The sequence below is a fragment of the Streptomyces capitiformicae genome (genome assembly GCF_002214185.1).
Classification (GTDB): domain Bacteria; phylum Actinomycetota; class Actinomycetes; order Streptomycetales; family Streptomycetaceae; genus Streptomyces; species Streptomyces capitiformicae.
Genome location: NZ_CP022161.1, coordinates 6,210,817 through 6,232,529, shown reverse-complemented (window position 1 = coordinate 6,232,529; position 21,713 = coordinate 6,210,817). Strand labels below are relative to the sequence as shown.

Below are 21,713 nucleotides of genomic sequence, written 5' to 3'. Positions count from 1 at the left end.
GCCGGAACAGATCTGCCAATCACCCCCACCTACCCGGTCAGCCTCCGCGCCAGGTCGGTTAGTTCGGGTGTCCTCAGGACCCGGCCCCCGAACCCTGGCAGGGGTACGTGCAACGGCTCCAGCCACCGCTGCGGGATCCCGTCGACGCCGTACACGGCCCCCGCGAGCCCACCGGTCACGGCGGCGACGGTGTCCGTGTCGCCGCCGAGATCGACGGCGGCCCGTACGGAGTCCTCGTACGAGTCGGTCGTACGCAGAGCCCACACGGCGGAGCCGAGGCAGGGCCAGACGGCGCCGTTGAACTCGGTGGCGTCGTCGGGGTGCCAGGTGGGGGAGAGGACGGCGGCGTACCGGGGCCGGTGTTCGAGAGGTGCGGCCTCCAGGGCGTCGGGCACGACGGCGAGCGGATCGCCCCCACCCAACGCCACCCGCACCAGCTCATGGAACAGGGCCGTCCCCTCCCAGGCCGCCGGGTCCCCGTGCGTGAGCGCGGAAAGCTGCCGCCCGGCGTCCATGGTGACCTCCCGCCCGTACGGCGCGAAGTAGACGGCGGAGGTGGCGGCCCGCATCAAGGCGCCGTTGCCCGCGGCACGTTGGTTGACCTGGAAGTGGAGGGCGGCGGCGCGGTCCCAGGGTTCGCCGTTGGTGAGCACGTCCTCGGTCTGTATGCCGATGTCCTTGGGGTCGGCCTTGGCCCAGTGCTGGAACCGCCGGAAGACATCGGGGAGTTCGAGCCCGCCGTGCTCGACGAGTGACTCCCCGACGAGGATCGCCATCTGTGTGTCGTCGGTGGCCTCGCCGGGGTCCCAGCCACCGCCACCGCACATTTCACCGCCGTGCCCGTCCTTGGGAAACCGGGCGGAGAAGGCACCCTCGGGGCCGAACTCGAAAGGGGCGCCCAGTGCGTCGCCGACAGCCGAGCCGAGGACTGCGCCTAGGGCGCGCTGCGGGTCAACGACGGCCAAGGGTGCCTGCTTTGAGGGTGGTGAAGAAAGCGCGGAGGGGGGTGGGGGCGGTGGCGAGGTGGGTGGTGGGGTGGTCGCTTTCGCGTATGAGTATGGCCGTGGGGGTGGGGGCGAGTTCGACGCGGTCGTCCGTATCGCTGCCGCCGGAGAAGGACGACTTCTGCGAGGTGACGGGTGTGATCATGGGCCGCAGCATCTCAGGGTCGCCTTTCAGAGTTCCCGGAGTACTTGGGCCATAAGGTCTCGGGAGCTCGCCGGATCGAGGGCTGAGCCCGCGACCTGGTTGTAGCGCTTGCGGTACCGCTTGAGCAGCGGCTCTGCATCGAAGAAGACGCTGCCGTGACCGGTGTCGTTCTGCACCGTGTCCAGTTGGGGTGCGGTGCCGTGCAGGTGGAGCATTGAGTGCCCGGCGCCGGCGAAGTCCTCGGCGGCGAACGGCAGGACGCGCAGGGTCACATGGTTCAGCTCCGAGCGTTCGAGGAGCTGTTCCAGCTGTGCGCGGGCCGTCTTGCGACCGCCGACGAGAATGCGCAGGGCCGCCTCGTGGATGATCGCTTCGTACGGTGTCGCAGTCGACTCCGTGATGAGGTGCTGACGGCGCAGCCGGAACGCCACGTGGGCTTCCAGGTCCTGCGGCAGCAGTTGAGGTGACCCGTAGCGGAACACGGCTCTCACGTGACGTGCCCGGCGCTCCGAGTGCGCCCAGCTCTCGCTGTGCCTCAACCCACCCATTGTCCTCCGTCCCGTGCCACGCTGTTACCGCTGTCGGTTTGCCCGGTCAGAGCAGGTCGGTCAGGTCCGGGCCCCGGCCGTCGATCACCTCCGGGGGCTTGATGCCGTGGCCCTCGGCGGTGCCGAAGTACGTGGGGTCGCCGGGCTCGGCGGAGACGCCCAGGAGCGCATCCAGGGACTGGAGGGCCGCTGCGAGGCGTGGGGCGTTCTGCTTCTCGATGTCCGGGTGGGGCAGGCCCCGGAAGTCGAAGGGCCCCCAGATGTCGTGGAAGACCGCCAGTTCCGCCCAGATGCCGGGCGCGTCGGGTGCCACCGTCAGCTCGACCAGGCGGTGTTCCCGGCGCTTTTCTCCTGCCGCGTCGATCCAGGTCCCGGAACCCACGACGAGGATGCTGCCGACCTGAGCGTCGGGGAAGCCCATGGGACGGGTCGTCAGGACTCGGGCGGGCAGTTCCGAGGCGTCCAGGGGGCACCGAGGCGACAGACGCGTGGTGACGCCGATGCCACCGGTGCCGTGCACGAACCAGTCGCACTCAAGGCCGAGTGGCGGCACCAGGAGTCCGTGTTCCCGTAGGGCATGGCACATTCGCGCCGCGACGGCCAGTGCGGACTCCAGGCCGGGCGGCGCGACGCCGTCCACGTTCCAGGTCCATGACGCGGACTCTCTCGGAGAGCGGAGGAGCATCGACATCGGTCAGTAGCGTCCCGACAGTTCTTCCAGCGCGTCGAGGGAAGGGGTCTCCCGGGCACGCTCCTCGGAGAGTCGGCCGAGGTCCGGTCTCGGCGGAGCCTGCCGCAGCCAGTCCAGGGCCTCCAGGGCGTCGAGCTTTCGCCCGTGTGCCTCGCGGAGCCGCAGTACCCACCCCGCGCCGACCTCGAACGCGTCGTCACCGGCTGCCGTTCTCGGTTCGTAGCCGGCGGCGTTGTCGCCGGTGGAGGCCCACACGTAGCCCAGGGTCCTGCCGTCCCGTTGGACGGTGAAGTAGCGCACGGGGTGGTCCGTGGTGTCCTCGTACTCGTTCTCTGTCCTGGGGAGGGGGGACAGGAGCCGGCGGGACCGTGTCGGAACCCCGAAGGTGCCCCATGAGTCGGCGTAGGCGGGACCTTCGACCGTCAGGTCCTCGAAACCGGTCGTCGTGGGAGTCGCGTGGCGGTTGGGATCGCCCGGTTCGGGGGCGCCGCCGAGCAGGTCCGAAACGGCTTGCAGAGCGGCTGAGAGCCGGGGCGCGTTCTCGGCGTGGATCATCGGCTGCTCCCGCTCGCGCGTGTCCATCGTCAACCACGCGTCGGAGTAGGTCTCCAGCGTCACCACGACGAGATCGCTCTTCCAGATGTCGACCTGGACGGTGAACAGCTGCTCCGCGCGATGCCTACCCCCGGACTCCAGCCACACACCGGGGCATTGGACGCGCAGCCCGGTGAGGAGGTCGCCTTCGAACGACTCCGCTCGCGCCACGGCGTCCGAAAGAGCCGTTCCCGGTGCGAGGGGGTCCGCCTCCAGGGCGAGACCCCGCACGTCGAGCCGTACGTCCCGCGTGCCGTGCATGGCGCGAACCGACAGATCGACCTTGCCCACGGACACCGCGAGTTCATACCGAGCCAGGATGTTCCAGACCGCCACGGCGATCTCCGCCGCCCGCGAGGCCTTGGCCTCAGCGGTGTCCGGCGTGATTTCCCATGTCCAGTCGCCGATGGGTTCCGTGGTGATCACAGCATGTCCTCGAAGTCGACGGCTACTGCCGGGACACCGCTGTCGGCCTTGGGCGCTTGCCAAGCCCGGATCTGTTCACCGTTCTCGTCCCACTCCCGTTCCACGAGTGGGCGATGGCCGTCCTCCGTTGTGATCCGCTTGGTCGCGAGTGTGCCGCCCGGGTGCCACGTCCGGGACTCCCCGACCGGAAACCCCATCCGCATGTGGCCCTCGGCACGCGGGGAGCCATCCGGATACCACTGCCTGACCGGGCCGTTCGGGACCCCGTCCTCGTACGTCTCCAGGCTGATCACCCGGCCCTGCTGGTACTCCACGACTTCCCCGGAGTAGAGAACACCCTTGTGGAAGAGGCGCTCTCCGTCATCCATGTCCACGTCGGGGTCGTCGATGTCGATGCGGGCCGGAGCGGCCATCGCGTCCCTGTCGGCTGCGCGCCACGCCCTCGTCGGCCGCCCCTCTTGGTCCCACGCGCGGTCCTCCAGCATGGTCAGCCCGTCCGTCGCGAACACGCGCTCCGTCGCGAGTGTGCCGCCCGGGTGCCACTCCCGTGCGATGCCTACCGGGCGTCCCTGCCATGCCGTCGACTCGGAACGCGGGGTGCCGTCCGCGTACCACTCGCGGCTCGGCCCGTGCCCATTGCCGTCGACGTAGCGGTCCCGGCTGACGACCGCCCCGCCCAGACGCTCCTCGACCTCACCGGTGAAGGGCTCGCCTCGGTGCAGGAGCCGCTGCCCGGCGTCCATGTCGACCTCGGGGTCGTCGATGTCGATGCGTGGCGGCCCGCCGGGCAAGGGCAGAACGCGGATGTCGCCGCCCCGGGCGCGTATCCATCCCTCCAGTTCCACTCCGCCGACTTCTCGCTCCTCGCAGCCCTGGCGGTCGACGACCCGAACCGGCCCGAAGACCGTCCCCGAAAGCCCGACCACCTTCGTCTCGTCATCGAGGGTCACCTTGAAGGAGTTCTCGCGCAGGACGGCGTACGAGAGATCCGCTCCCCGCAGGTCGACGTCCAGCAGCGACGCGCCCAGGAAGCGGGTGCCGCGGAACGAGGCCCCCGAGGCGTCCACCCCGCACAGCGACGCCTTGACCAGGTCCGCACCGTCGAGCACCGCGCCCCGGAGCACGGCGTCGTCGAGATTGGCCCGCACGAGCGAGGCGCACGACAGGTCGGCCCCGGAGAAGTCGGCGCCCTCGGCGTCGGCGCGGTACAGGTCCGCGCCGACGAGCTTGGCCCCGACGAGGCTCGCCTGTGTCAGCCAGGACTCGGTGAGGTGCCTGCCGGACAGATCGACGCCATGGAGGTCGAGCCCGACGGCGTCCCATCCACCGGCGGCCGGCCTGGGAGCGTGGCCGGGCGTGTTCGTCACTTCTGGTACCGGGGCGGGTCAGTCGCCGTGCGTGGCGACTTCGCGCAGGTCGTCGAGGGCGATGATCTGCGGCTCGGCGTTCTCGGACACGTGGCCCGCCACCGGGTCCGCGGGGAGGTCGGCGCAGACGGCGAGCGCCTGGGCCGGGGGCAGGCCGCGCTCGTACGACTCGTGCAGGCGGTCCAGCCACACCAGACCTGCCTTGCGGCCTTCCTCGTCGGCGGCGTCGCGCGGCTCGAAGCTGGCGGCGGCGTCGGCGTCGGAGGCCCAGAGATAGCCGAGCAGTTCGCCATGGTCGTTGACCACCGGGACGTACTGGACCTGCCCGGCCCCGGAGCGCTTGTACCCCACGGAGTCGAAGACGGGGCCGTGCCGGAAGACCTCGGTACGGGTCGGGACCTCGAAGCGGTCCCACGCATTGGAGGGGGAGCCGTCCGGTTCGAAGAAGTTGTCGACGCCCGTCTCGGTCGGCCTGCCGAAGTAGGTCGGGTCGTCCGGGTCGGTCTCCTCGCCCAGTGCCTCCGCGAGGTCGCGCAGCACGGCCTCCAGCCTTGGGGCGTTCGCGGCGTGGACGTCAGCCTGGGGGCGCCCCTTCAGGTCGTACGGCATCCAGGCGTCCGAGAACGTCACGAGGTCCGTGGTGACGTAGTCGCGGTACGCGGCGGTGCCCAGAAGAAACAGCCTCTCTTGGCGGCTTTCCCGTCCTGCGCCGTCGATCAGGACGCCGGCGCAGGTGATGTCGGCCTCCACCGAACCGATCTCGCCGGGACGCAGCGTGGCACGGACCTCGTCGGCGAGCCGTGCGGCAGCCTCCTCCGGATCGTGCCCTTCCCCCGGCAGAAGCTCGCCCTCGAACAGGCGGTTCTTCGGGTTCCCCGACTCGGGCACCTTGAGACGCACCTTCGGCGCCCCCAAGGCGAGACGGCGGGCGGCCAACGCCGCGTACGCGCCCAGCACATCACGCAGGCACAGGACCAGACCGTCGGCAGCATCGTCGTCACGTCCCCAGGTCCACCGGGCGACGGGTGTAGTGGTGATCACAGCGTTCCCTCCGGCATGAACCTACCGCCCGGCGGGATGAACACGATTCCGTCCGGTGTGCGGATGACGACCTGCACGTTCTTGTCCATGTAGTTCTTTTCCAGCCGCCCGAGGTGCGGAGCGAGGTCTTGCTTCGAGACCACCGTATCCAGCACGAAGGTCTGCACGTCGGCGCCCGAGTCCGTCAGCTGGCGCATCTCCTTGAAGACCTTGCCGACCACGTTCTTCGGGTTGGTCGACTGGACGTCCTTGAACTGCCAGCCGTGGACGTTGCCGGCGGCGTCCCGGGCCATCACGTCCAGGTCGGTCCGTTCGCCGGTGACGACCCCGGGCTTGAGTTCATGCCCGCCTTGCTTGATCTCGAACGAGATGTCGGTCAGCCCACTCTCGTACAGCCGGTTGGCCAGCCGAATCTGCTCCACGCTGCCGGGCATCTCCGTGGAACGGGACATGTTCGAGACGACGTCCGAGAAGTTCGGGCTGTCCCTGAAGCGGCCGGAGGCGATCACATCGGCGATCTCGCGCCCCGCCGGATGCCCGGCCAGGTTGTTCAGGACCCGCTCCAGGTCGTCGGGCTTGACCTTCGTGCCCCGCAACTGCTGGCGGACCTGCTCCTCCAACTGACCGCCGCGCTCGAACGGCTGTGGGTCGCCGTCGGGCCGCTCCCAGCCACCGGGGTCGTTCGGACCGTCACCGCCACCGGTGCCCGTGCCGCCGCCTCCCGGAGGATCCTGCGGAGGGCCGGCCGGACCGTCGGCACTTCCGCCACCGGGTCCGTCAACACCGCCACCACCGCCGGGCGTCTCGCCGTGCCCGCCGCCCGAGGGGGTCTCCGCGTGGCCACCGCCGGTCGGCGGTTCGTGACTTCCGGCCGGACCTCGTCCGAGGTCATCGGCGCGACCACCCGGCAGGTTGTCCGCGCGACCACCCGGCAGCCCGTCGTCCCCGACCCGCCCCACAGCCCCCGTGCCGTCGCCCACCTTGGCCCCGGCACCCACCAGCTCCGGCTGCCTGGTGTTGACGTCGACGCCCCGCTCGGCCGCCGTGCCCTCGCGGGCGATGTCGTCCAGGGACTCCCGTACCGTGCCGTCGGCGTTGTGCATCACCAGTGTCTCGGTGTTGAGGTAGACGACCTCGCCCTTGGGGGTCTCCATGCGGACCGAGTTCTCGGGGGTGAGGCCGGCCGGCAGGTCGTCGGCGATGTTCGGCGGGTCGGCGATCTGGTACGTGCCCTCGCCGAGCCTGATGTGGGTGCCGTCGGTGATGCCGCGCAGGCCCGCCATCACGTCGCTGATCTTGACGGCGGTGGCGCCGGCGCCCTTGGTGATGTACGTCATCGGGTCGACGATCTTGCCCGCCCGGCCGGCGAAGGAGATGGCCCTCGCGATGGCGCCCGCCTTGCCGGCGCCCGCCACGGCACCGCCCGCGCCGCCGGTGAAGATCGTCGTCAGGACGTTGAAGGTCACCGCTCCGGCCGCCCGCGACGGGTTCTTGCCCCACTCGTCGTAGGCGATGAGCGCCTTCCCGGTCTCCACGACCGCCGTACGGGAGTCGCGCAGCCAGGAGGGGAGCTTGTCGTCGGGTGCCAGCCAGTACGCCGCGCCGACCACGGGTACGGCGGTGATGACGATGCCGGTCGCGAGTTTGCCGAGGCCGACCCAGGCCTGGCCCGCCGCGTCCAGGCCGTTGAAGCCCACCAGGGTGCCGAGGCCCTTGATCGTGCCCCACACTCCGTCGACGAAGAAGCCGACGGTGAAGTCCCAGGCGTGCTCGTGGATGTAGTACCAGGGGTTGGACTCCTCGACGGGGTCACCCCAGGGCAGACCGCCGGCGTTGTCGAGGTCCTCGCCCCGGAAGCCGTACATGTTCTCTTTGCTGGAGCCGTCGTTGATGATGAGCGGCTCGCCGCCGATGAGGGCGATGATCTTGTTGTAGCAGTCGCGTTCGGCGGCCTGGAAGGCGGCGTACGCGGCGTTGATGTCGGAGCGGCGGTTGTTGTTCTCCTCGACGAGGTCGCCGTCCGCGCGCCACTCGTCGTCGCCCGCGATGCGGTTGCGGAAGCCGATCGCGTCCTGGCGGAGCTGCTCGAACCTCGCCTTCAGCGGGCCGACCGCGGCGGCGTAGTCGTCGAGGGCCGAGGCCACGGTTCCCAGCTCGGTGGAGAACTCCTCGCCCTTGGCCGCCACCGGCGCGGTCGTCGCGAAGAGCTGCTCCGCCTCCGGGGCCTTGTAGTACGCGGAGAGGCCGCCGAAGCGGGTGTGGATCGCCGAGCCCGAGTCCTTCAGGGAGGTCCCGGCCGAGCGGATCCCCGCGATGTTCTGCTCCAACAGCTCCAGGTTGCCGGTGAACTCGGGGACTTCCTCCGGGATGACGGGGATGTCGTCGCTCACTGCGGCCCCCGCCCGCTGCCGTTGCCGTCGACGCCCGGCGGCGGGGGCACCACCGTGGCCTTCAGCGCGTTGGCCTGGTGCTGGGCGGCCATGTCCAGGTCGCCGGTGACGTACGCGTTGGTGGCGTCCGCCGCGCCCTGCACGGAGTCGATGGTCCGCTGCGCCATGAACGCCAGCTTCTGCTGCCGGTCCGACAGATACTGGCTCAGCGCCGCCGCCACCGGGCCGACCGGCACACGCGGGGTGCCGGCGACCACCGGGCCGATCATGGGCCCGCTGAACTGGCCGCCCGGCACTGCCGTACCGGCCGACTCGGCCGCGCTCGCCACGTTCGTCACCAGTGAGTTGGCGGCCTTCTCCAGACCGCCCGCCGCCTCACCGGTCGAGTTCAGTGTGGTCTGCACGTTGATCGGATCGATGTCCCAGACCGGCATCGTCGCTACCCCCGTAACGCCCCTGTCGGATACGTCGTTCGCTTCCGTTCGTTTCTCTCATTACACACGAACGACCGTCACCGTTCAGTTCCCGCGCGACGTCAATATCGCCACATGCCGTGCTGCTTCACCGTGCTTCACAGGGAATTCCGCAGGGGCGTACAGGGGTTATTTCCCGGGGTGGTTCAGGGTCCAGCCCGCCCACGCCGACGAGATCATGTCGTCGACGCCGTGGCGTGCCTTCCAGCCCAGTTCCGTGGCGATCCGGTCGGCGGACGCGACGACGCGTGCGGGGTCGCCGGGGCGCCGGTCCACGACCACGGGCTCGGTGTCGTGGCCGGTGAGCGCGTTGATCCGGTCGATCATCTCGCGCACCGAAACGCCTTCCCCGCGCCCGATGTTGAGCGTGAGGTCCGTGCCCGGGGTCTCGCGCAGCCGTCGCGCGGTCGCGACATGGGCCTCGGCGAGGTCCACGACGTGGATGTAGTCGCGGACACAGGTTCCGTCGGGGGTCGGGTAGTCGGCGCCGAAGATCCGGGGCGGGGCGTCCTCGGAGAGCTTCTCGAAGACCATGGGGACGAGGTTGAAGACGCCGGTGTCCGCCAGTTCGGGCGCGGCCGCGCCCGCCACGTTGAAGTAGCGCAGCGAGGCCGTGGACAGGCCCGTGGCCCGGCCCGTCGCCCGTACCAGCCACTCGCCGACCAGCTTGGTCTCGCCGTACGGGCTCATCGGCACGCACGGGGTCTCCTCGGTGACGAGATCGACATCCGGCATGCCGTAGACGGCGGCGGAGGAGGAGAAGACGAAGGAGGCGACCCCGGCGTCGGTGACGGCGGAGAGCAGGGTGCGCAGGCCCTCGACGTTCTCCCGGTAGTAGTGCAGCGGCAGGTCCACGGACTCGCCGACCTGCTTCTTCGCCGCGAGATGGACGACGCCGGTGATGCCCCGGTCCCGGATCACGTCCGCCAGGCGCTCCCCGTCGAGGGTGGAGCCGACCTCCAACGGCACGGCCTCGGGCACCCGTTCGGCGATCCCCGTGGACAGGTCGTCGTAGACGACGGCCTGTTCGCCCGCGTCGAGCATCGCGCGCACGACGTGCGCCCCGATGTAGCCGGCGCCACCGGTGATCAGCCAGGTCATGGACGACCGTCCCTTCGTAGGTGATGGGCAGGTATGGGCAGGTATGGGCAGGTGATGAGTGTCAGTGAAGCAGTCGTTTGAGGCGGCGGCGGAGCACTTCGGTCAATCCGCGCCAACCGGGCGCGAGCCGGACCGCGAGCGCCCCCGCGTGGGTCGCGTACGGCTGGACCAGGAGCACACCATGGCGTGCGCTCGGCAGCGCGCGCCGGCGCAGCAGCCCGGTGCCCGCGACCGCGTGGGCGGTGGTGTTCCGGTGGGTGCCGTCCTTGAAGCGCACCCGCACCCGGAGGTCCCAGGTGCCGCTGCCCAGCGCCTCCAGGTCCAGGGGTACCTCGGCCGACCAGTGGCCGGACTCGGGCTCCGGGTGGGCCGTGAGGGGCGTCGTACCGGTGAAGCCCACCCGCCCGGTGTCCCGCTCGGTGATCTCCACCTCCATGGTCTGCGGGCCGGCGTCCGCCATCCGCCCGTACAGCTCGTGCAACCGCAGCCGGAGCGTGGTCCCACGCGCGCGTGGCCGCAGTTCCGCGTCGACGGCGGCGGGCAGCAGATGTACGGGGCGGATCACGAGGTGGTCCAGCTCGACCTGGGGCAGGTCCGCCGACCAGACGGGGGAGCCGTCACCCGCGCGCGCGTACGGCGGGTTCAGCCGTGCCGGACGGGCGGCGATCTCCTTCAGCCGGCCCAGGTCGCGGGGCTCCTCGGCGGCGAGTATCACCCTGGCGACGACCCGGCCGGGCGCGGGCGCCGGAGTGAAGTCGCCCTCGTCGAAGGAGGACAGGTACGCGCGCGTGAGGGTCCACCACTCACGCCGGTACTCCGCGCCGCGCAGGTCCAGTTCGCGCGCGTACATCCGCAGCGAGTGGTCGAGGAAGCGGACCCGGGTCGCCCGCGCCAGCCGCTTCTCCCCAGCGCCCAGCAGGATGTCGTACGACAGCTGGTCGGCGTCGACGCGGGCCCGCCAGTTGGCGATGCCGGAGCGGTCCAGGGAGATGGACAGCCGGGCCGCCGAGCGGCGCACGTGCCAGACGTACACCGGGTCGGGGACGAGGGCGATGCGTGGCCCGGCGGCCAGTACGCGCGCGACGAACACGAAATCCTCGTACGGGAAGCGTCCTTCGGGGAAGTGGATGCCTCGCTCACGCAGGAAAGCCGTGCGATAGAGCTTGTTGACGCAGAGGGTGTCGTGCACCAGGCGTACGCGCCGCGCGGGGTGCGCGACCAGCGTGCGCCGGGTGTACAGCTCGGGCTGCCACGGAGTCTCGCGCCCGGACGGCAGCTCCTTGCGCAGGCACAGGCCGGCCGCGACCGGCGCGTCGTGCCGCACGGCCGCGTCCAGCAGCGCGTCCACGGCACCCGGCGGCAGTACGTCGTCGCTGTCCAGGAACATCATGTACGGGGAGGTCGCGGCCAGCAGGCCCTCGTTGCGCGGGGTGCCGCAGCCGCCGCTGTTCGTCGGGCGCCGGATGACTTTCAGGCGTGGTTCGTCGACGGCCAGCCGCTCCAGCAACTCCCCGCTGCCGTCGGTCGAGCAGTCGTCGACCGCGATCACCTCGCCGACGGCCGGGCCCTGCGCGAGCGCCGAGCGCACGGCGTCCGCGACGTGGGGGGCGTCGTCGTAGCCGATGACCACGACGGTGACTTGCGACTGCGTGTGCGCTGGCTGAACCGTCATGTGTGCCTCGGGCCCCAGAGGTGTGTACGTAATTTCCGTTCAGGGCGGCTTCACTGCCCGTTGGGAAGATGGCTCGGGAGGGGGGTGGGGTTCCGTTGAGAGATGGGTGATTCTGTTGGCGGGGAATTGATGCGGGGTGTTGTGTCGCCTGAGAGCTCGGTCCGATGGGTGGAGGCGCGACTGCGGGTGCGTGGGGGCTGATCGCGCCCGCGCGGCGGAGCCGCAATGTGATACAGCCCGCGCCCCTTACTCGGCCGGAGGTCTTAAGCGGGCTTCTCCCACGCCGTCTCGTCCAGTGCTGCCGTCAAGCGGTTCAGGCGGTCCCGTAGGTCTCGGATTTCCTCGATGTCGAGCGTCGTCGCGGCGGCGATGCGGCGCGGTACGGCCAGGGCGCGTTCCCGCAGGGCGGTGCCCTGCTCGGTGAGGCGTACCTCGACCGAGCGTTCGTCGCGGGCGCTGCGTTCGCGGCGTACGAGGCCGGCCGCCTCCAGGCGCTTCAGGAGCGGGGAGAGGGTGCCGGAGTCGAGCCGCAGGCGCTCGCCCAGCTTCTTCACGGGCAGCTCGCCCTGCTCCCACAGCACCAGCATCACCAGGTACTGCGGATAGGTGATCCCCAGGTCCTTCAGGGCCACGCGGTAGACGCTGTTGAAGGCGCGCGAGGCGGCGTGCAGGGAGAAGCAGATCTGCCGGTCGAGACGGAGGAAGTCCTCCTCGGCGATCTCCTGAGAGGGGGTGGAGCTCGTGGTCATGGGTCCAGGATACCGCGTCGCCCACCATTCAGTTGTGGACAATTGAATTGTGTGCTCTACTGGGGTCCGTGAACGGCGGTCGGACCGGATCGCCGGACGTGATGTGAACTGTGAAAGGGATGGTTCTCCCATGGACGCGCTCTACACCGCTGTCGCCACCGCCACCCACGGCCGCGAGGGCCGCGCCGTCACCAACGACGGCAAGATCGACCTCGCGCTGAGCATGCCGGTGGAGCTGGGCGGCAACGGCCAGGGCACCAACCCGGAGCAGCTGTTCGCCGCCGGGTACGCCGCGTGCTTCGGCAGCGCCCTCGGTCTCGTCGGCCGCGCCGCGAAGGTCGACGTCAGCGACGCGGCCGTGACCGCCGAGGTCGGCATAGGCAAGCAGGGCGACGGCTTCGCCCTCGCCGTCACCCTCCGCGTCGAGCTGCCCGACACGGTCGACGAGACCACCGGCCGCAAGCTCGTCGAGCAGGCCCACCAGGTCTGCCCCTACTCCAACGCGACCCGCAACAACATCCCGGTCGAGCTGGTCATCGAGTAATCGAGCGGCTCGTTTCCCGCCTGACCCGCGCCCCTGGATCTCCAGGGGCGCGGAGTCGCTGCGGTGCCTGGAAGGGTTCTCCCAGCATCAGCGTCCGTACCACCCGCTCGGCCGCCCTCCCGTCGTCGAACTCGCAGTACCGCTCCCGGAAGCCCGTCCGCAGCCGCGTCGACTCGGTGTCCCGCCACTGCCCGGCGTCGAACAGCGAGGCCAACTCCCGGTAGGAGTAGGACACATGGCCGGGCGGGTCGGCGGTGATGTCGAAATACGTGCCCAGGCGGGCCGTGAACGCGCCCCAGTCGTCGGCGTGGACGACGATCGGCCGGTCGAGGTTGGCGTAGTCGAACATCAGGGCCGAGTAGTCCGTGACGAGGACGTCGGAGGCGAGCATCACCTCCTCGACGTGCGGCTCGTCGGTCGCGTCCACCAGGACTCCCCGCCGGTGCAGCTCGGCCAGCCCGAAGCCGCGCGCCGGACCGTCCGCGAGCGACGGATGCAGCCGTACGACGAGGGTGTGGGCCTCGCCGAGGCTGCGGCCCAGGTCCTCGGCGAACCGGGCGAGGTCGAAGCGCTCGACGTGGCCGCCGCGCCGGTGGTCGCGGGGTGAGGGGGCGTACAGCACGACCGTGTGGTCGGCGGGGATGCCGAGCCGCGCACGCACCTCGGCGCCGCTGTCCGGCCCCGCGTTCACGAGGACGTCGTTGCGCGGGCTCCCGGTGCGCAGCGAGGCGAAACCGCGCGGGTACGCCCTGCTCCACACCAGCTCCGAGTGGCGGTTGGCGACCAGGCTGTAGTCCCAGCGGTCGGCCCGTCGGTCGGACCGGCGCAGCATCCGCGGTACGTCCAGGCCGAGCCGGGCGCCCGGCTCGTGCAGCGGGTCGGCGGCCGTGAACTTGAGGGGCGTGCCCCGGTGGGTGTGGATGTGCACGCTGCCCGGGCGTCTGGTCAGGATGCAGGGGAAGGTGACGTTGTCGACGAAGTACGTCGCCCGTGCGGTCAGCCGCAGATGCTCGGGCGAGCCCGGCGTCACGTACTCGACGTCCGCAGGCAGCGCCGCCACCCGCTCCGGCCGCACCACCCACACCCCGCGGATGTGCGGCGCCAGTTCACGGGCGGCCCGGTACACGGCCGCCGGATCACCGAGCACGCCCCGGTGCGAGAACGCCGAGTACACCGCCAGATTCGGGTCCAGCGGCAGCCGCTCGTGCACCAGGGACCAGCTCCGCCGAAGCCGCTCGGCTCCCGCCCTGCGCACGACCTCACCGCCCGCGCCGAGCGCCTCGCGCACCCGCCGGGCCTGCCGCTGGGCCCGATAACCGGCCCAACAGCCCTCCAGTACCCGGAACTCGGGAGGCACGGTCTCGCCGTCCGACCCGTCCGACCCGTCCGCCCCGTACTTCCGGGACAGCTCCGCCGTCCGCCGGAAGAACTCCCCCTTGTCCCTGGCCGGTACCCGGTCCGGCCGGTCGAGGATGTCCAGGCAGTGCTCCGCCATCCTGCGCCGCAGATACGGCCGCCAGCGCGCCGCCTCCGGCCGGGAGGCCAGGAAGGTGAGGACCCGTTCGTACTGGTCGTGAACGTCGAAGTGCCCCCGGCCGGTGATGGACAGGAGGTTGCCCTGCCGCCGCTGCCGGTACCCCACGCAGATCCGGTTCAGCGTGGCGATCCGCCCGGCGCCGAGCAGCACCGGGAAAGTCCAGGGCGTGTCCTCGTAGTAGTGGCCGGGCGGGAACCGGAAGCCGTGCTCCTCGACGAATTCCCGCCGGTACGCCTTGTTCCACACGACCGGGAGCAGATCGAGGATCTCCGGGTGCTCCGCGACCGTGAAGGTGCCGTCCCCGGCCGCCTTCAGGACGTGTGCGAGGGGGTTCCGGCTGGTTCCGCCCCACCAGTACGCGCGGGCGTAGTCGAAGACCAGCACGTCGGGGTCGCCGGCCTCGTCCAGCCGGTCGGCCAGCGCGCGCAGGGCGCCCGGGGTGAGCGTGTCGTCGCTGTCGAGGAAGAGGAGGAAGGCGCCGGTCGCGTACGGCAGGCCGGCGTTGCGGGCTCGGCCGGGGCCGACGTTCGCGGGCAGGTGCAGCACGTGTACGCGGGGGTCGCGGGCGGCGTATGCGTCGAGGATCTCGCCGCTGCCGTCCGTTGAGCAGTCGTCTACGGCGATCACCTCCAGGTCGCGGTACGACTGCTCCAGTACCGAGTCGAGGCACTCACGCAGAAAGTCCCGGACCTTGAAGACCGGGACGATGATACTGAAACGGGGCATTCTTTCCTCTCGGGTTCGTGTCTGGTGGGAGGGGGTGCCTGCCGGTGGGTGGGGGCTTGTCGCGCCCACGCGGCAGAGCCGCACATCGACACAGCCCCGCGCCCCTTCAGGGGCGCGGGGAACTGCGCGAGCAACCAACGACAACCCGCACGATGGGAACGGGTACGGGCGGCGGGGGCGAAGAAACTGCCCGTCGGCTATGTGCGGAAGGAGTCGTCCGGGTCCGGCTGGGACTGACCCGGGATCGTTGCCAGGGGGGAGGCGGGGCGGGCGGCCGCGGCCGAGGGGACGGGGTGGCGGGCGGACAGGGGCACGATCTGCGGTGTGGACGTGTCGCCCAGGACCACCCGCCGTACCACCCGCTCCGCCGCCCTCCCGTCGTCGAATGGGCAGAACCGTTCCCGGAAGGCGGACCGAAGCTGCGCGGAGCGCGAACCCCGCCAGTGGCCCGTCGCGAAGATGTCGATCAGTTCGTCCTCGCTGCGCGCCACCGCGCCCGGCGGGAAGGACCGCGGATCGAAGTACGTCCCGCGCGCCGCCTCGTACGCCTCCCAGTCCTCGGTGTGGATGACGATCGGCCGGTCGAGGTTGGCGTAGTCGAACATCAGGGACGAGTAGTCGGTGATCAGGGCGTCGGAGGCGAGGCAGAGGTTCTCCACGTTCGGGTACGCGGTGACGTCGAGGAGGCGCCCGTGGGCCAGGTCCGTCAGGGGGGCGTCGTACGAGTGGTGGGCGCGGGCCAGGATCACGAAGCGGGGGCCGAGTTCGCGCAGGACCCGTTCGAGGTCCAGGTGGGTGCGCTGGGAGTGGCGGTAGTCGCGGTGGGTGGGGGCGTACAGGACGGCGACCGCGCCCTCGGGGATGCCGAGGTGCTCGCGCAGTCGCGCCACGTCCGCCGAAGTCGCCTTCAGGAACACGTCGTTGCGCGGTGAGCCGTATTCGAGGGTGGCGTACGCGGACGGGTAGACCCGCTCCCAGACGAGGGTGGAGTGCCGGTTGCCGGACAGGACGTAGTCCCACTGGTCGCTGCCGCGCAGCACGGCGGTGAAGTCCGTGCCGCGGGCGGCCGCCGGGCGGTCCTTGAGGTCGAGGCCCATGTGCTTGAGCGGTGTGCCGTGCTGGGTCTGGAGGAGGACCTGACCGCGACGTTTGACCAGGCGGTGGTCGAAGTCCACGTTGCTCACCAGGTACTTGGAGCGGGCGAGCGCCGTCCAGTACGCCATCGAGCCGGGCAGCACACGGCGGGTCGCCACCGGGAGCGTGTGGTGGTGCTCGGGGCGCGCGACCCACGAGGTGCGCATTCCGGGGGCGTACGTACGGAACGCGTTCTCGAGTGCGGCGGGGCTGCACACATAGCCCCGGCCGCCGTACGCGGAGAACACCGCCCGGTTGGCGCGCAGCGGGAGGAGGCGCTGGACGCGGTAGTGGACGCGGAGGCCGGCGGCGCGCAGCAGTCCGGCCGGGCCGCGTACCAGGCGTCCGGCGCCCCGGACCAGCCGTGCCGCGGCCCACAGCGCGCGGTAGGCGCGGTGGCTGCCCAGCCGCAGGAGCGTGTACCGCAGCCGGGCGCGGGCGCGGAGGGGGGTGCCGGGGGTGCGGTAGCGGGCGCAGTGCGCGCGAACCGTGCGCAGGAACTCGGCGCGCGCCTCGCGTGGGAGCCGGTGGCGCTGGGAGAACACGGACGTGAGGTGGTCGACCATGCGGCGGAAGAGCAAGGGGCGCCACTGCGCCAGTTCAGGGCGCTCGTCGACGTACGCGAACACCCGGTCGTACTGCTCGAACACGTCGAAGTGCGCTCGCGTGGTCGCCGCGAGGAGGCTGCCGTGGCGGCGTCGGCGCCGGTGGACGCAGACCCGGCTGAGCGTGGCGATGGACTCGGCGGCCATCAGGACCGGGTACGTCCAGGGCATGTCCTCGTAGATGCCGGGCGGGAAGCGGAAGTGGTGATCCTCGACGAACTCCCGCTTGTACGCCTTGTTCCACGCGACCGGGGTGACGTTCAGCAGGCCCGGGCGGTCGTCGAGGAGGAAGGGGGCCGGGCCCTGTTCGGTGAGTTGGAGGGCGCGGTCGTTGCGGACGGGGAGGGCGAGGGTGCCCGACCAGGAGACGTGGGCGAAGTCGTGGACGAGGACGTCCGGTTCGCCGGTCTCCTTGATGCGGTCGGCGATCGCCTGGAGCGCGCCCGGGGTGAGGGTGTCGTCGGCGTCGAGGAAGAGGAGGTAGTCGCCTCTGGCGTACGCCATTCCCTTGTTGCGGGCGGCACCCGGGCCTGCGTTTTCGCGCAGGCGCACCGGGGGGCGTACGCGTTGGTCGTGGGCCGCGATCTCGTCGGCGATCGCTCCGCAGTTGTCGGGGGAGGCGTCGTCCACGACGATCAGTTCGAGGTCGGTGAAGGACTGGGAGAGCACGGAATCCAGGCATTCGTGCAGGTACGCCTGGACCTTGTACGCGGGGACGATGACACTGAACCTGGGCAAGAGGGACATCCGTGGGTCGGCGTGGGCATACTGCCCGGAAACGGCCGATGGGATGATTTGGTTACGGTGCGTGTTCCATACGGGGGATTTGGCTGGGGGAGGGGGGCGTATGGGGGCGAACTGGTGGGTGGGGGTGGGGGGTTCGCGCGGTTTTCGCCCCCGCCGCCCCTACCCGTCCCATTCCCCAGGGGCTGCGCCCCCTTCAACCCCTGCCTGAGAGCTCGGGGGCTGCGGGTGTCGGGCGGCTGCGGGTGGTTCGTGGCTGATCGCGCAGTTCCCCGCGCCCCTTGAAAGCCGGGGAGTGCCCCCACTCTTTTAGGGGCGCGGGGAACTGCGCGAACAACCCCCACTCGCCCGCACCCGCCAACGAACCCCAACCTGCCGAGTTCTGGCGCGCCCGGCCCCTACTTCACCGCCCCCGCCATCACCCCGGACACGAACTGCCTCTGGAACGCGAAGAAAACAGCGAGCGGGATCACCATCGAGATGAAGGCACCCGGCGCCAGGATTTCGATGTTGCTGCCGAATTGGCGTACCTGCTGCTGGAGGGCGACCGTCAGGGGCTGGGAGCCGGAGCTGGAGAAGACCAGGGCTACCAGCATGTCGTTCCATACCCACAGGAACTGGAAGATGCCGAGGGAGGCCAACGCCGGGGCGGCGAGGGGGAGTACGACTGTCGTGAACAGGCGTACCTCGCCGGCACCGTCCAGGCGGGCCGCCTCCAGCAGTTCGCGTGGGATCTCGGCGAAGAAGTTCCGGAGCAGGAAGATCGCGAACGGGAGTCCGAAGCCGACGTGGAAGAGGACGACGCCGATGATGTCGCCGAAGATCCCGAGGTCGCGGAAGAGGCCGGACAGCGGGATCAGCGCCACCTGCACCGGCACCACCAACAGCCCCACCACGACCATGAACCACCAGTCGCGGCCCTTGAAGTCCATCCAGGCGAAGGCATAGCCGGCCATCGCGCCGATGAGGACGACCAGCAGCGTCGCCGGGACCGTGATCCAGATGGTGTTGAAGAGGGCGTTCGTGATGTCGTCGTTCTCGAGGAGCGACTCGTAGCTCTTGGTGGTGAGTTGGGCCGGGGCCGAGAACACCTTCCACCACCCGGAGGTGGAGATGTCGGTCGGGTCGCGGAACGACGAGACCAGCAGGCCGAAGGTCGGGACCAGCCAGAACACCGCCACGAGGAGGAGGAAGACCCGCAGCGCCCCGCCCGCGGTGCGGCTCGCCACCCGGGCGGCCACGGAGCGTTTGGCGCGTACGGGGGACTCGGGGAGGGGAGTTCGGGGCGCGGGGGTTTCGAGGGTGGTCACCGCTGGCGCTCCTTCCGCAGTCGCCGGATGTTGACCCACATCACCGGCAGCACGAGCAGCAGCAGGACCACACCGATCGCGCTGCCCAGCCCGAAGTCGCCCCCGCCGCCGTACGACACCAGATAGAGCTGCAGGGCGAGGACGTTGGCCTCGTCCTGGGTGGGCTGTGGCGCGATGATGTAGACGAGGTCGAAGACCTTCATCACATTGATCATCAGCGTGACGAGGACGACGACCAGGACCGGCGCCAGGAGGGGCACGGTGACCTTGCGGAACACCTGCCACTCGTTCGCCCCGTCGACCCGGGCCGCTTCCAGCAGGTTCCGGTCCACACCGGCCAGTCCCGCCGCGATCAGCACCATCGCGAAGCCCGCCCACATCCACACGTACGAGCCGATCACGGCCGGGGTGACCAGGGTCGGGCCCAGCCAGTCGATGCCGTTGTACGGTGCCGCGAAGTTCGAGCCGGGAAGCCGCAGTTGGGCGCCCTCGGCCGACGTCGGCAGGCTGAAGGTGCCGTCGGCGCCGCTGGTCGCGGTGGCGACCACCTCGCCGTCCTTCACCGCCTCGACCTTGACGCCCTCCAGGGCTTTCTCGCCCGGGTCGACGGCCCCCTTCTCACCGCCGCCACCGAGCCGGAAGTCCAGCCAGACCGTGCCGGTGATGCCGCTGCCGGTGGCAGCCTTCGCGTCCTGCGGGTCGCCGGGCAGGCGGCCCGGCGCGATACCGACCAGGGGGAGCAGGGCCGGGGTGCCGGCTCGTACGGTCCCCTCCGTGGTGAAGGAACCGCCGCCGGACGGCCGTAGGTCGCTGACCTGGGCGTTCGGACGGGCCTTCGGATAGACGGACTCGTCGGCGAACGTGTCGTGCACCGAGGTGACGATCGCGTTCGCTACCCCCTGGTTCGGGTCCTGCTCGTACACCAGCCGGAAGATGATGCCCGCGGCGAGCATCGAGATCGCCATCGGCATGAAGACGATCAGCTTGAACGCCGTTCCCCAGCGCACCCGTTCGGTCAGCACCGCGAAGATCAGACCGAGGGCGGTGACGAGCGCCGGGGCGACCGCGACCCAGATCGCGGTGTTGCGTACGGCGACGAGGGTGGCGTCGTCGGAGAAGATCTCCGCGTAGTTGTCGAGGCCGACGAAGCCCGAGCCGTTCGCGTCGAACAGGCTCCGCCAGATCGAGTACCCGATCGGGTAGACCACGAGCGCGCCGAGCAGCACCAGCGCGGGCAGCAGAAACAGCACCGCCACCCACAGCCGGGTACCCGTCACGCTCTTGCGCGGTGCGACGGGGGGCGTCGGCGCGTCGCCGGAGCCCCCCGCCGTCTTCGTCACGGCAGCGGACGACATGGAGGCGCCGTCAGCCGTTCCCGTAGGCCTTCGCCGCGTCGGTCTCCAGTTTCTTCTGGGCGCCGGCCACGTCGTCGGGGTTCTTCAGGAAGTCCTGCAGGTCCTTCCACTCGCCGGTGCCCTGGGTGCCGCCGAACGCCGCCGGGGCCTGGTCGGACATGTCGAAGCGGAAGTCGTCGCCCGCCGCGTGCAGCGCCTTGGCGATCTCCCGGGTGACGTCGTCCTTGTAACTGCCCTGGTCCATCTCCTTGTTGGGGGAGAGGAAGCCGCCCTGCGCCGCCCAGATCTCCGCCGCGTCGGTCGAGGCGAGGAAGGTGAGCAGGGCCTGCGCGCCCTCGCCGTCCTTCAACGCCACGGCCGCGTCGCCGCCGGTGACCACGGGGGACTCGTCGCCGACGGCCGGGAACGGGAAGACCTTGGCGTCGGTGCCGATCTTCGCGTCCGTGTCGCCGTTGATGGTGACGGCCACGAAGTCGCCCTCGAAGACCATGCCGGCCGGCGTGTCACCGCCGAACGTCTGCGTGATGGACTTCGGATACTCCGTCTGCAGCGCGCCGGAGGCTCCGCCGGCGAGCAGGTCGTCCTTGCCCCACAGCCCGGCGAGCGTGGTGAGGGCCTCCTTGACGGAGGGGTCGGTCCACTTGATCTCGTGCTTCGCCAACTGGTCGTACTTCTCCGGACCCGCCTGCGACAGATACACGTTCTCGAACCAGTCGGTGAGCGTCCAGCCGTCGGCGCCGCCGATGGAGACAGCCGGGGAACCGGCGTCGGACAGCGTCTGCGCGGTCTGGAGGAACTCGTCCCAGGTCTTCGGCTCCTCCGTGATCCCCGCCGCCTCGAAGGACGCGGTGTTGTACCAGACGAGGGACTTGTTGGCGGCCTTCGCATACACGCCGTACTGCTTGCCCTCGTACGCCCCCAGGTCCTGCCAGCCCTGCGAGAAGTTCTTGGCCAGCTGTGCCTGGGCCTCGCTGCCGAGCGGTTTGACCCAGCCCTTCTCGGCGAACTGGTGCAGTACGCCGACCTGGGGCAGGAAGGCGACGTCCGGCGGCTTGCCGCCCTCGATCTTCGTCCCCAGGAAGGTCGACGTGTTGTTGCCGGTCGGCACGAAGCTCACCGTGGCGCCGGTGCGCTTCTCGAACTCGTCCAGCACCTTCTGGAAGTTCTCCAGCTCCGGACCGGTGAAGACGGCCGCGACCTCCAGCTTCTGGCCGTCGAGCTTGGGGAGTTGGACGGAGGGTGCCGCGCCGTCGTTGTTGCCGGTTCCGCTGTCGCCGCCGTCACCGCCGTCGTCCCCGCCGCACGCGGTGAGGGAGAGGGCGAGGACGCCTGCGGCGAGCGCCGCGAGGGCTTTGGCGGACTTGGGATGGGGCTTGGCATTGGGCTTGCGTGTACGAAGTGTGCTGCGCATCACTGACCCCGTTCTCCGCGCGTCGTCGAACGTTGGATCGCTGTCCCGTGCGCTCTGGTCTACGCCGCGTGCCTTGAGGCGGCAAGAGCGCCTGTCGTGTCAACTGGGTCATCGTGACCGCGTCGTGACCATGGGGTCCAGCGTTC

Annotated in this window: 18 protein-coding genes; 1 reads left to right on the top strand and 17 read right to left on the bottom strand. The window is 70.4% G+C overall.

The window, feature by feature from the left end:
- Window positions 1–29 precede the first annotated feature (29 nt).
- From CES90_RS27770 to CES90_RS27705, 12 genes are all read right to left on the bottom strand, one after another.
- Window positions 30–965 (bottom strand): ADP-ribosylglycohydrolase family protein, encoded by a 936-nt coding sequence (locus tag CES90_RS27770; RefSeq protein WP_189786844.1) that lies wholly within the window; start codon window positions 963–965, stop codon window positions 30–32.
- A complete protein-coding gene (locus tag CES90_RS27765) occupies window positions 952–1,149 on the bottom strand; it encodes a DUF397 domain-containing protein (protein ID WP_189786843.1) in 198 nt (65 codons plus the stop codon). The genes CES90_RS27770 and CES90_RS27765 overlap by 14 nt, the downstream gene beginning before the upstream one ends.
- A gap of 26 nt (window positions 1,150–1,175) precedes the next feature.
- Complete coding sequence (locus tag CES90_RS27760) at window positions 1,176–1,697, bottom strand: DUF5753 domain-containing protein (RefSeq protein ID WP_268257052.1); 522 nt, start codon at window positions 1,695–1,697, stop codon at window positions 1,176–1,178.
- A 46-nt stretch (window positions 1,698–1,743) separates the two neighbouring features.
- Window positions 1,744–2,388, bottom strand: a complete 645-nt coding sequence (locus CES90_RS27755; protein ID WP_189786841.1) for a hypothetical protein — start codon at window positions 2,386–2,388, stop codon at window positions 1,744–1,746.
- A gap of 3 nt (window positions 2,389–2,391) precedes the next feature.
- Entirely contained in the window at window positions 2,392–3,408 is a 1,017-nt protein-coding gene (locus tag CES90_RS27750; RefSeq protein WP_189786840.1) for a hypothetical protein, read from the bottom strand.
- Entirely contained in the window at window positions 3,405–4,775 is a 1,371-nt protein-coding gene (locus CES90_RS49945) for a pentapeptide repeat-containing protein (RefSeq protein WP_229914284.1), read from the bottom strand. The genes CES90_RS27750 and CES90_RS49945 overlap by 4 nt, the downstream gene beginning before the upstream one ends.
- An 18-nt stretch (window positions 4,776–4,793) precedes the next feature.
- Window positions 4,794–5,816, bottom strand: coding sequence for a hypothetical protein (locus CES90_RS27730; RefSeq protein WP_189786839.1), 1,023 nt, complete (start codon window positions 5,814–5,816; stop codon window positions 4,794–4,796).
- Window positions 5,813–8,206 (bottom strand): hypothetical protein, encoded by a 2,394-nt coding sequence (locus tag CES90_RS27725; RefSeq protein ID WP_189786838.1) that lies wholly within the window; start codon window positions 8,204–8,206, stop codon window positions 5,813–5,815. Before CES90_RS27725 ends, CES90_RS27730 begins: the two co-directional genes overlap by 4 nt.
- A complete protein-coding gene (locus CES90_RS27720; protein WP_189786837.1) occupies window positions 8,203–8,640 on the bottom strand; it encodes a DUF6507 family protein in 438 nt (145 codons plus the stop codon). The genes CES90_RS27725 and CES90_RS27720 overlap by 4 nt, the downstream gene beginning before the upstream one ends.
- A gap of 168 nt (window positions 8,641–8,808) precedes the next feature.
- On the bottom strand, window positions 8,809–9,780 hold the full coding sequence (galE, locus tag CES90_RS27715; protein WP_189786836.1) for a UDP-glucose 4-epimerase GalE: 972 nt from the start codon (window positions 9,778–9,780) through the stop codon (window positions 8,809–8,811).
- A gap of 61 nt (window positions 9,781–9,841) precedes the next feature.
- Entirely contained in the window at window positions 9,842–11,452 is a 1,611-nt protein-coding gene (locus CES90_RS27710; RefSeq protein ID WP_189786835.1) for a glycosyltransferase family 2 protein, read from the bottom strand.
- Window positions 11,453–11,715: 263 nt separating this feature from the next.
- Complete coding sequence (locus tag CES90_RS27705) at window positions 11,716–12,201, bottom strand: MarR family winged helix-turn-helix transcriptional regulator (RefSeq protein WP_189786834.1); 486 nt, start codon at window positions 12,199–12,201, stop codon at window positions 11,716–11,718.
- A gap of 130 nt (window positions 12,202–12,331) precedes the next feature.
- Between CES90_RS27705 and CES90_RS27700 the strand changes: the two genes are divergently transcribed.
- A complete protein-coding gene (locus CES90_RS27700) occupies window positions 12,332–12,745 on the top strand; it encodes an organic hydroperoxide resistance protein (RefSeq protein ID WP_189786833.1) in 414 nt (137 codons plus the stop codon).
- On the opposite strand, the gene CES90_RS27695 is transcribed toward CES90_RS27700, so the two are convergent.
- From CES90_RS27695 to CES90_RS27675, 5 genes are all read right to left on the bottom strand, one after another.
- Entirely contained in the window at window positions 12,735–15,008 is a 2,274-nt protein-coding gene (locus CES90_RS27695; RefSeq protein WP_189786832.1) for a bifunctional glycosyltransferase/CDP-glycerol:glycerophosphate glycerophosphotransferase, read from the bottom strand. The genes CES90_RS27700 and CES90_RS27695 overlap by 11 nt on opposite strands.
- 197 nt (window positions 15,009–15,205) lie before the next feature.
- Window positions 15,206–17,494 (bottom strand): bifunctional glycosyltransferase/CDP-glycerol:glycerophosphate glycerophosphotransferase, encoded by a 2,289-nt coding sequence (locus CES90_RS27690; RefSeq protein WP_373313557.1) that lies wholly within the window; start codon window positions 17,492–17,494, stop codon window positions 15,206–15,208.
- A gap of 395 nt (window positions 17,495–17,889) precedes the next feature.
- Window positions 17,890–18,801, bottom strand: a complete 912-nt coding sequence (locus tag CES90_RS27685) for a carbohydrate ABC transporter permease (RefSeq protein WP_189786830.1) — start codon at window positions 18,799–18,801, stop codon at window positions 17,890–17,892.
- Complete coding sequence (locus CES90_RS27680) at window positions 18,798–20,156, bottom strand: carbohydrate ABC transporter permease (RefSeq protein WP_229914283.1); 1,359 nt, start codon at window positions 20,154–20,156, stop codon at window positions 18,798–18,800. Before CES90_RS27680 ends, CES90_RS27685 begins: the two co-directional genes overlap by 4 nt.
- A 10-nt stretch (window positions 20,157–20,166) precedes the next feature.
- Window positions 20,167–21,567, bottom strand: coding sequence for an ABC transporter substrate-binding protein (locus CES90_RS27675; protein WP_189786829.1), 1,401 nt, complete (start codon window positions 21,565–21,567; stop codon window positions 20,167–20,169).
- Window positions 21,568–21,713: the final 146 nt, after the last annotated feature.

Bases quoted from the DNA above. Each gene is read 5' to 3' on its own strand.
- CES90_RS27765 (WP_189786843.1), bottom strand. From the start codon at position 1,149: ATGATCACACCCGTCACCTCGCAGAAGTCGTCCTTCTCCGGCGGCAGC.
- CES90_RS27760 (WP_268257052.1), bottom strand. From the start codon at position 1,697: ATGGGTGGGTTGAGGCACAGCGAGAGCTGGGCGCACTCGGAGCGCCGG.
- CES90_RS27755 (WP_189786841.1), bottom strand. From the start codon at position 2,388: ATGTCGATGCTCCTCCGCTCTCCGAGAGAGTCCGCGTCATGGACCTGG.
- CES90_RS27720 (WP_189786837.1), bottom strand. From the start codon at position 8,640: ATGCCGGTCTGGGACATCGATCCGATCAACGTGCAGACCACACTGAAC.
- galE (WP_189786836.1), bottom strand. From the start codon at position 9,780: ATGACCTGGCTGATCACCGGTGGCGCCGGCTACATCGGGGCGCACGTC.
- CES90_RS27710 (WP_189786835.1), bottom strand. From the start codon at position 11,452: ATGACGGTTCAGCCAGCGCACACGCAGTCGCAAGTCACCGTCGTGGTC.
- CES90_RS27705 (WP_189786834.1), bottom strand. From the start codon at position 12,201: ATGACCACGAGCTCCACCCCCTCTCAGGAGATCGCCGAGGAGGACTTC.
- CES90_RS27700 (WP_189786833.1), top strand. From the start codon at position 12,332: ATGGACGCGCTCTACACCGCTGTCGCCACCGCCACCCACGGCCGCGAG.
- CES90_RS27695 (WP_189786832.1), bottom strand. From the start codon at position 15,008: ATGCCCCGTTTCAGTATCATCGTCCCGGTCTTCAAGGTCCGGGACTTT.
- CES90_RS27690 (WP_373313557.1), bottom strand. From the start codon at position 17,494: ATGTCCCTCTTGCCCAGGTTCAGTGTCATCGTCCCCGCGTACAAGGTC.
- CES90_RS27680 (WP_229914283.1), bottom strand. From the start codon at position 20,156: ATGTCGTCCGCTGCCGTGACGAAGACGGCGGGGGGCTCCGGCGACGCG.
- CES90_RS27675 (WP_189786829.1), bottom strand. From the start codon at position 21,567: ATGCGCAGCACACTTCGTACACGCAAGCCCAATGCCAAGCCCCATCCC.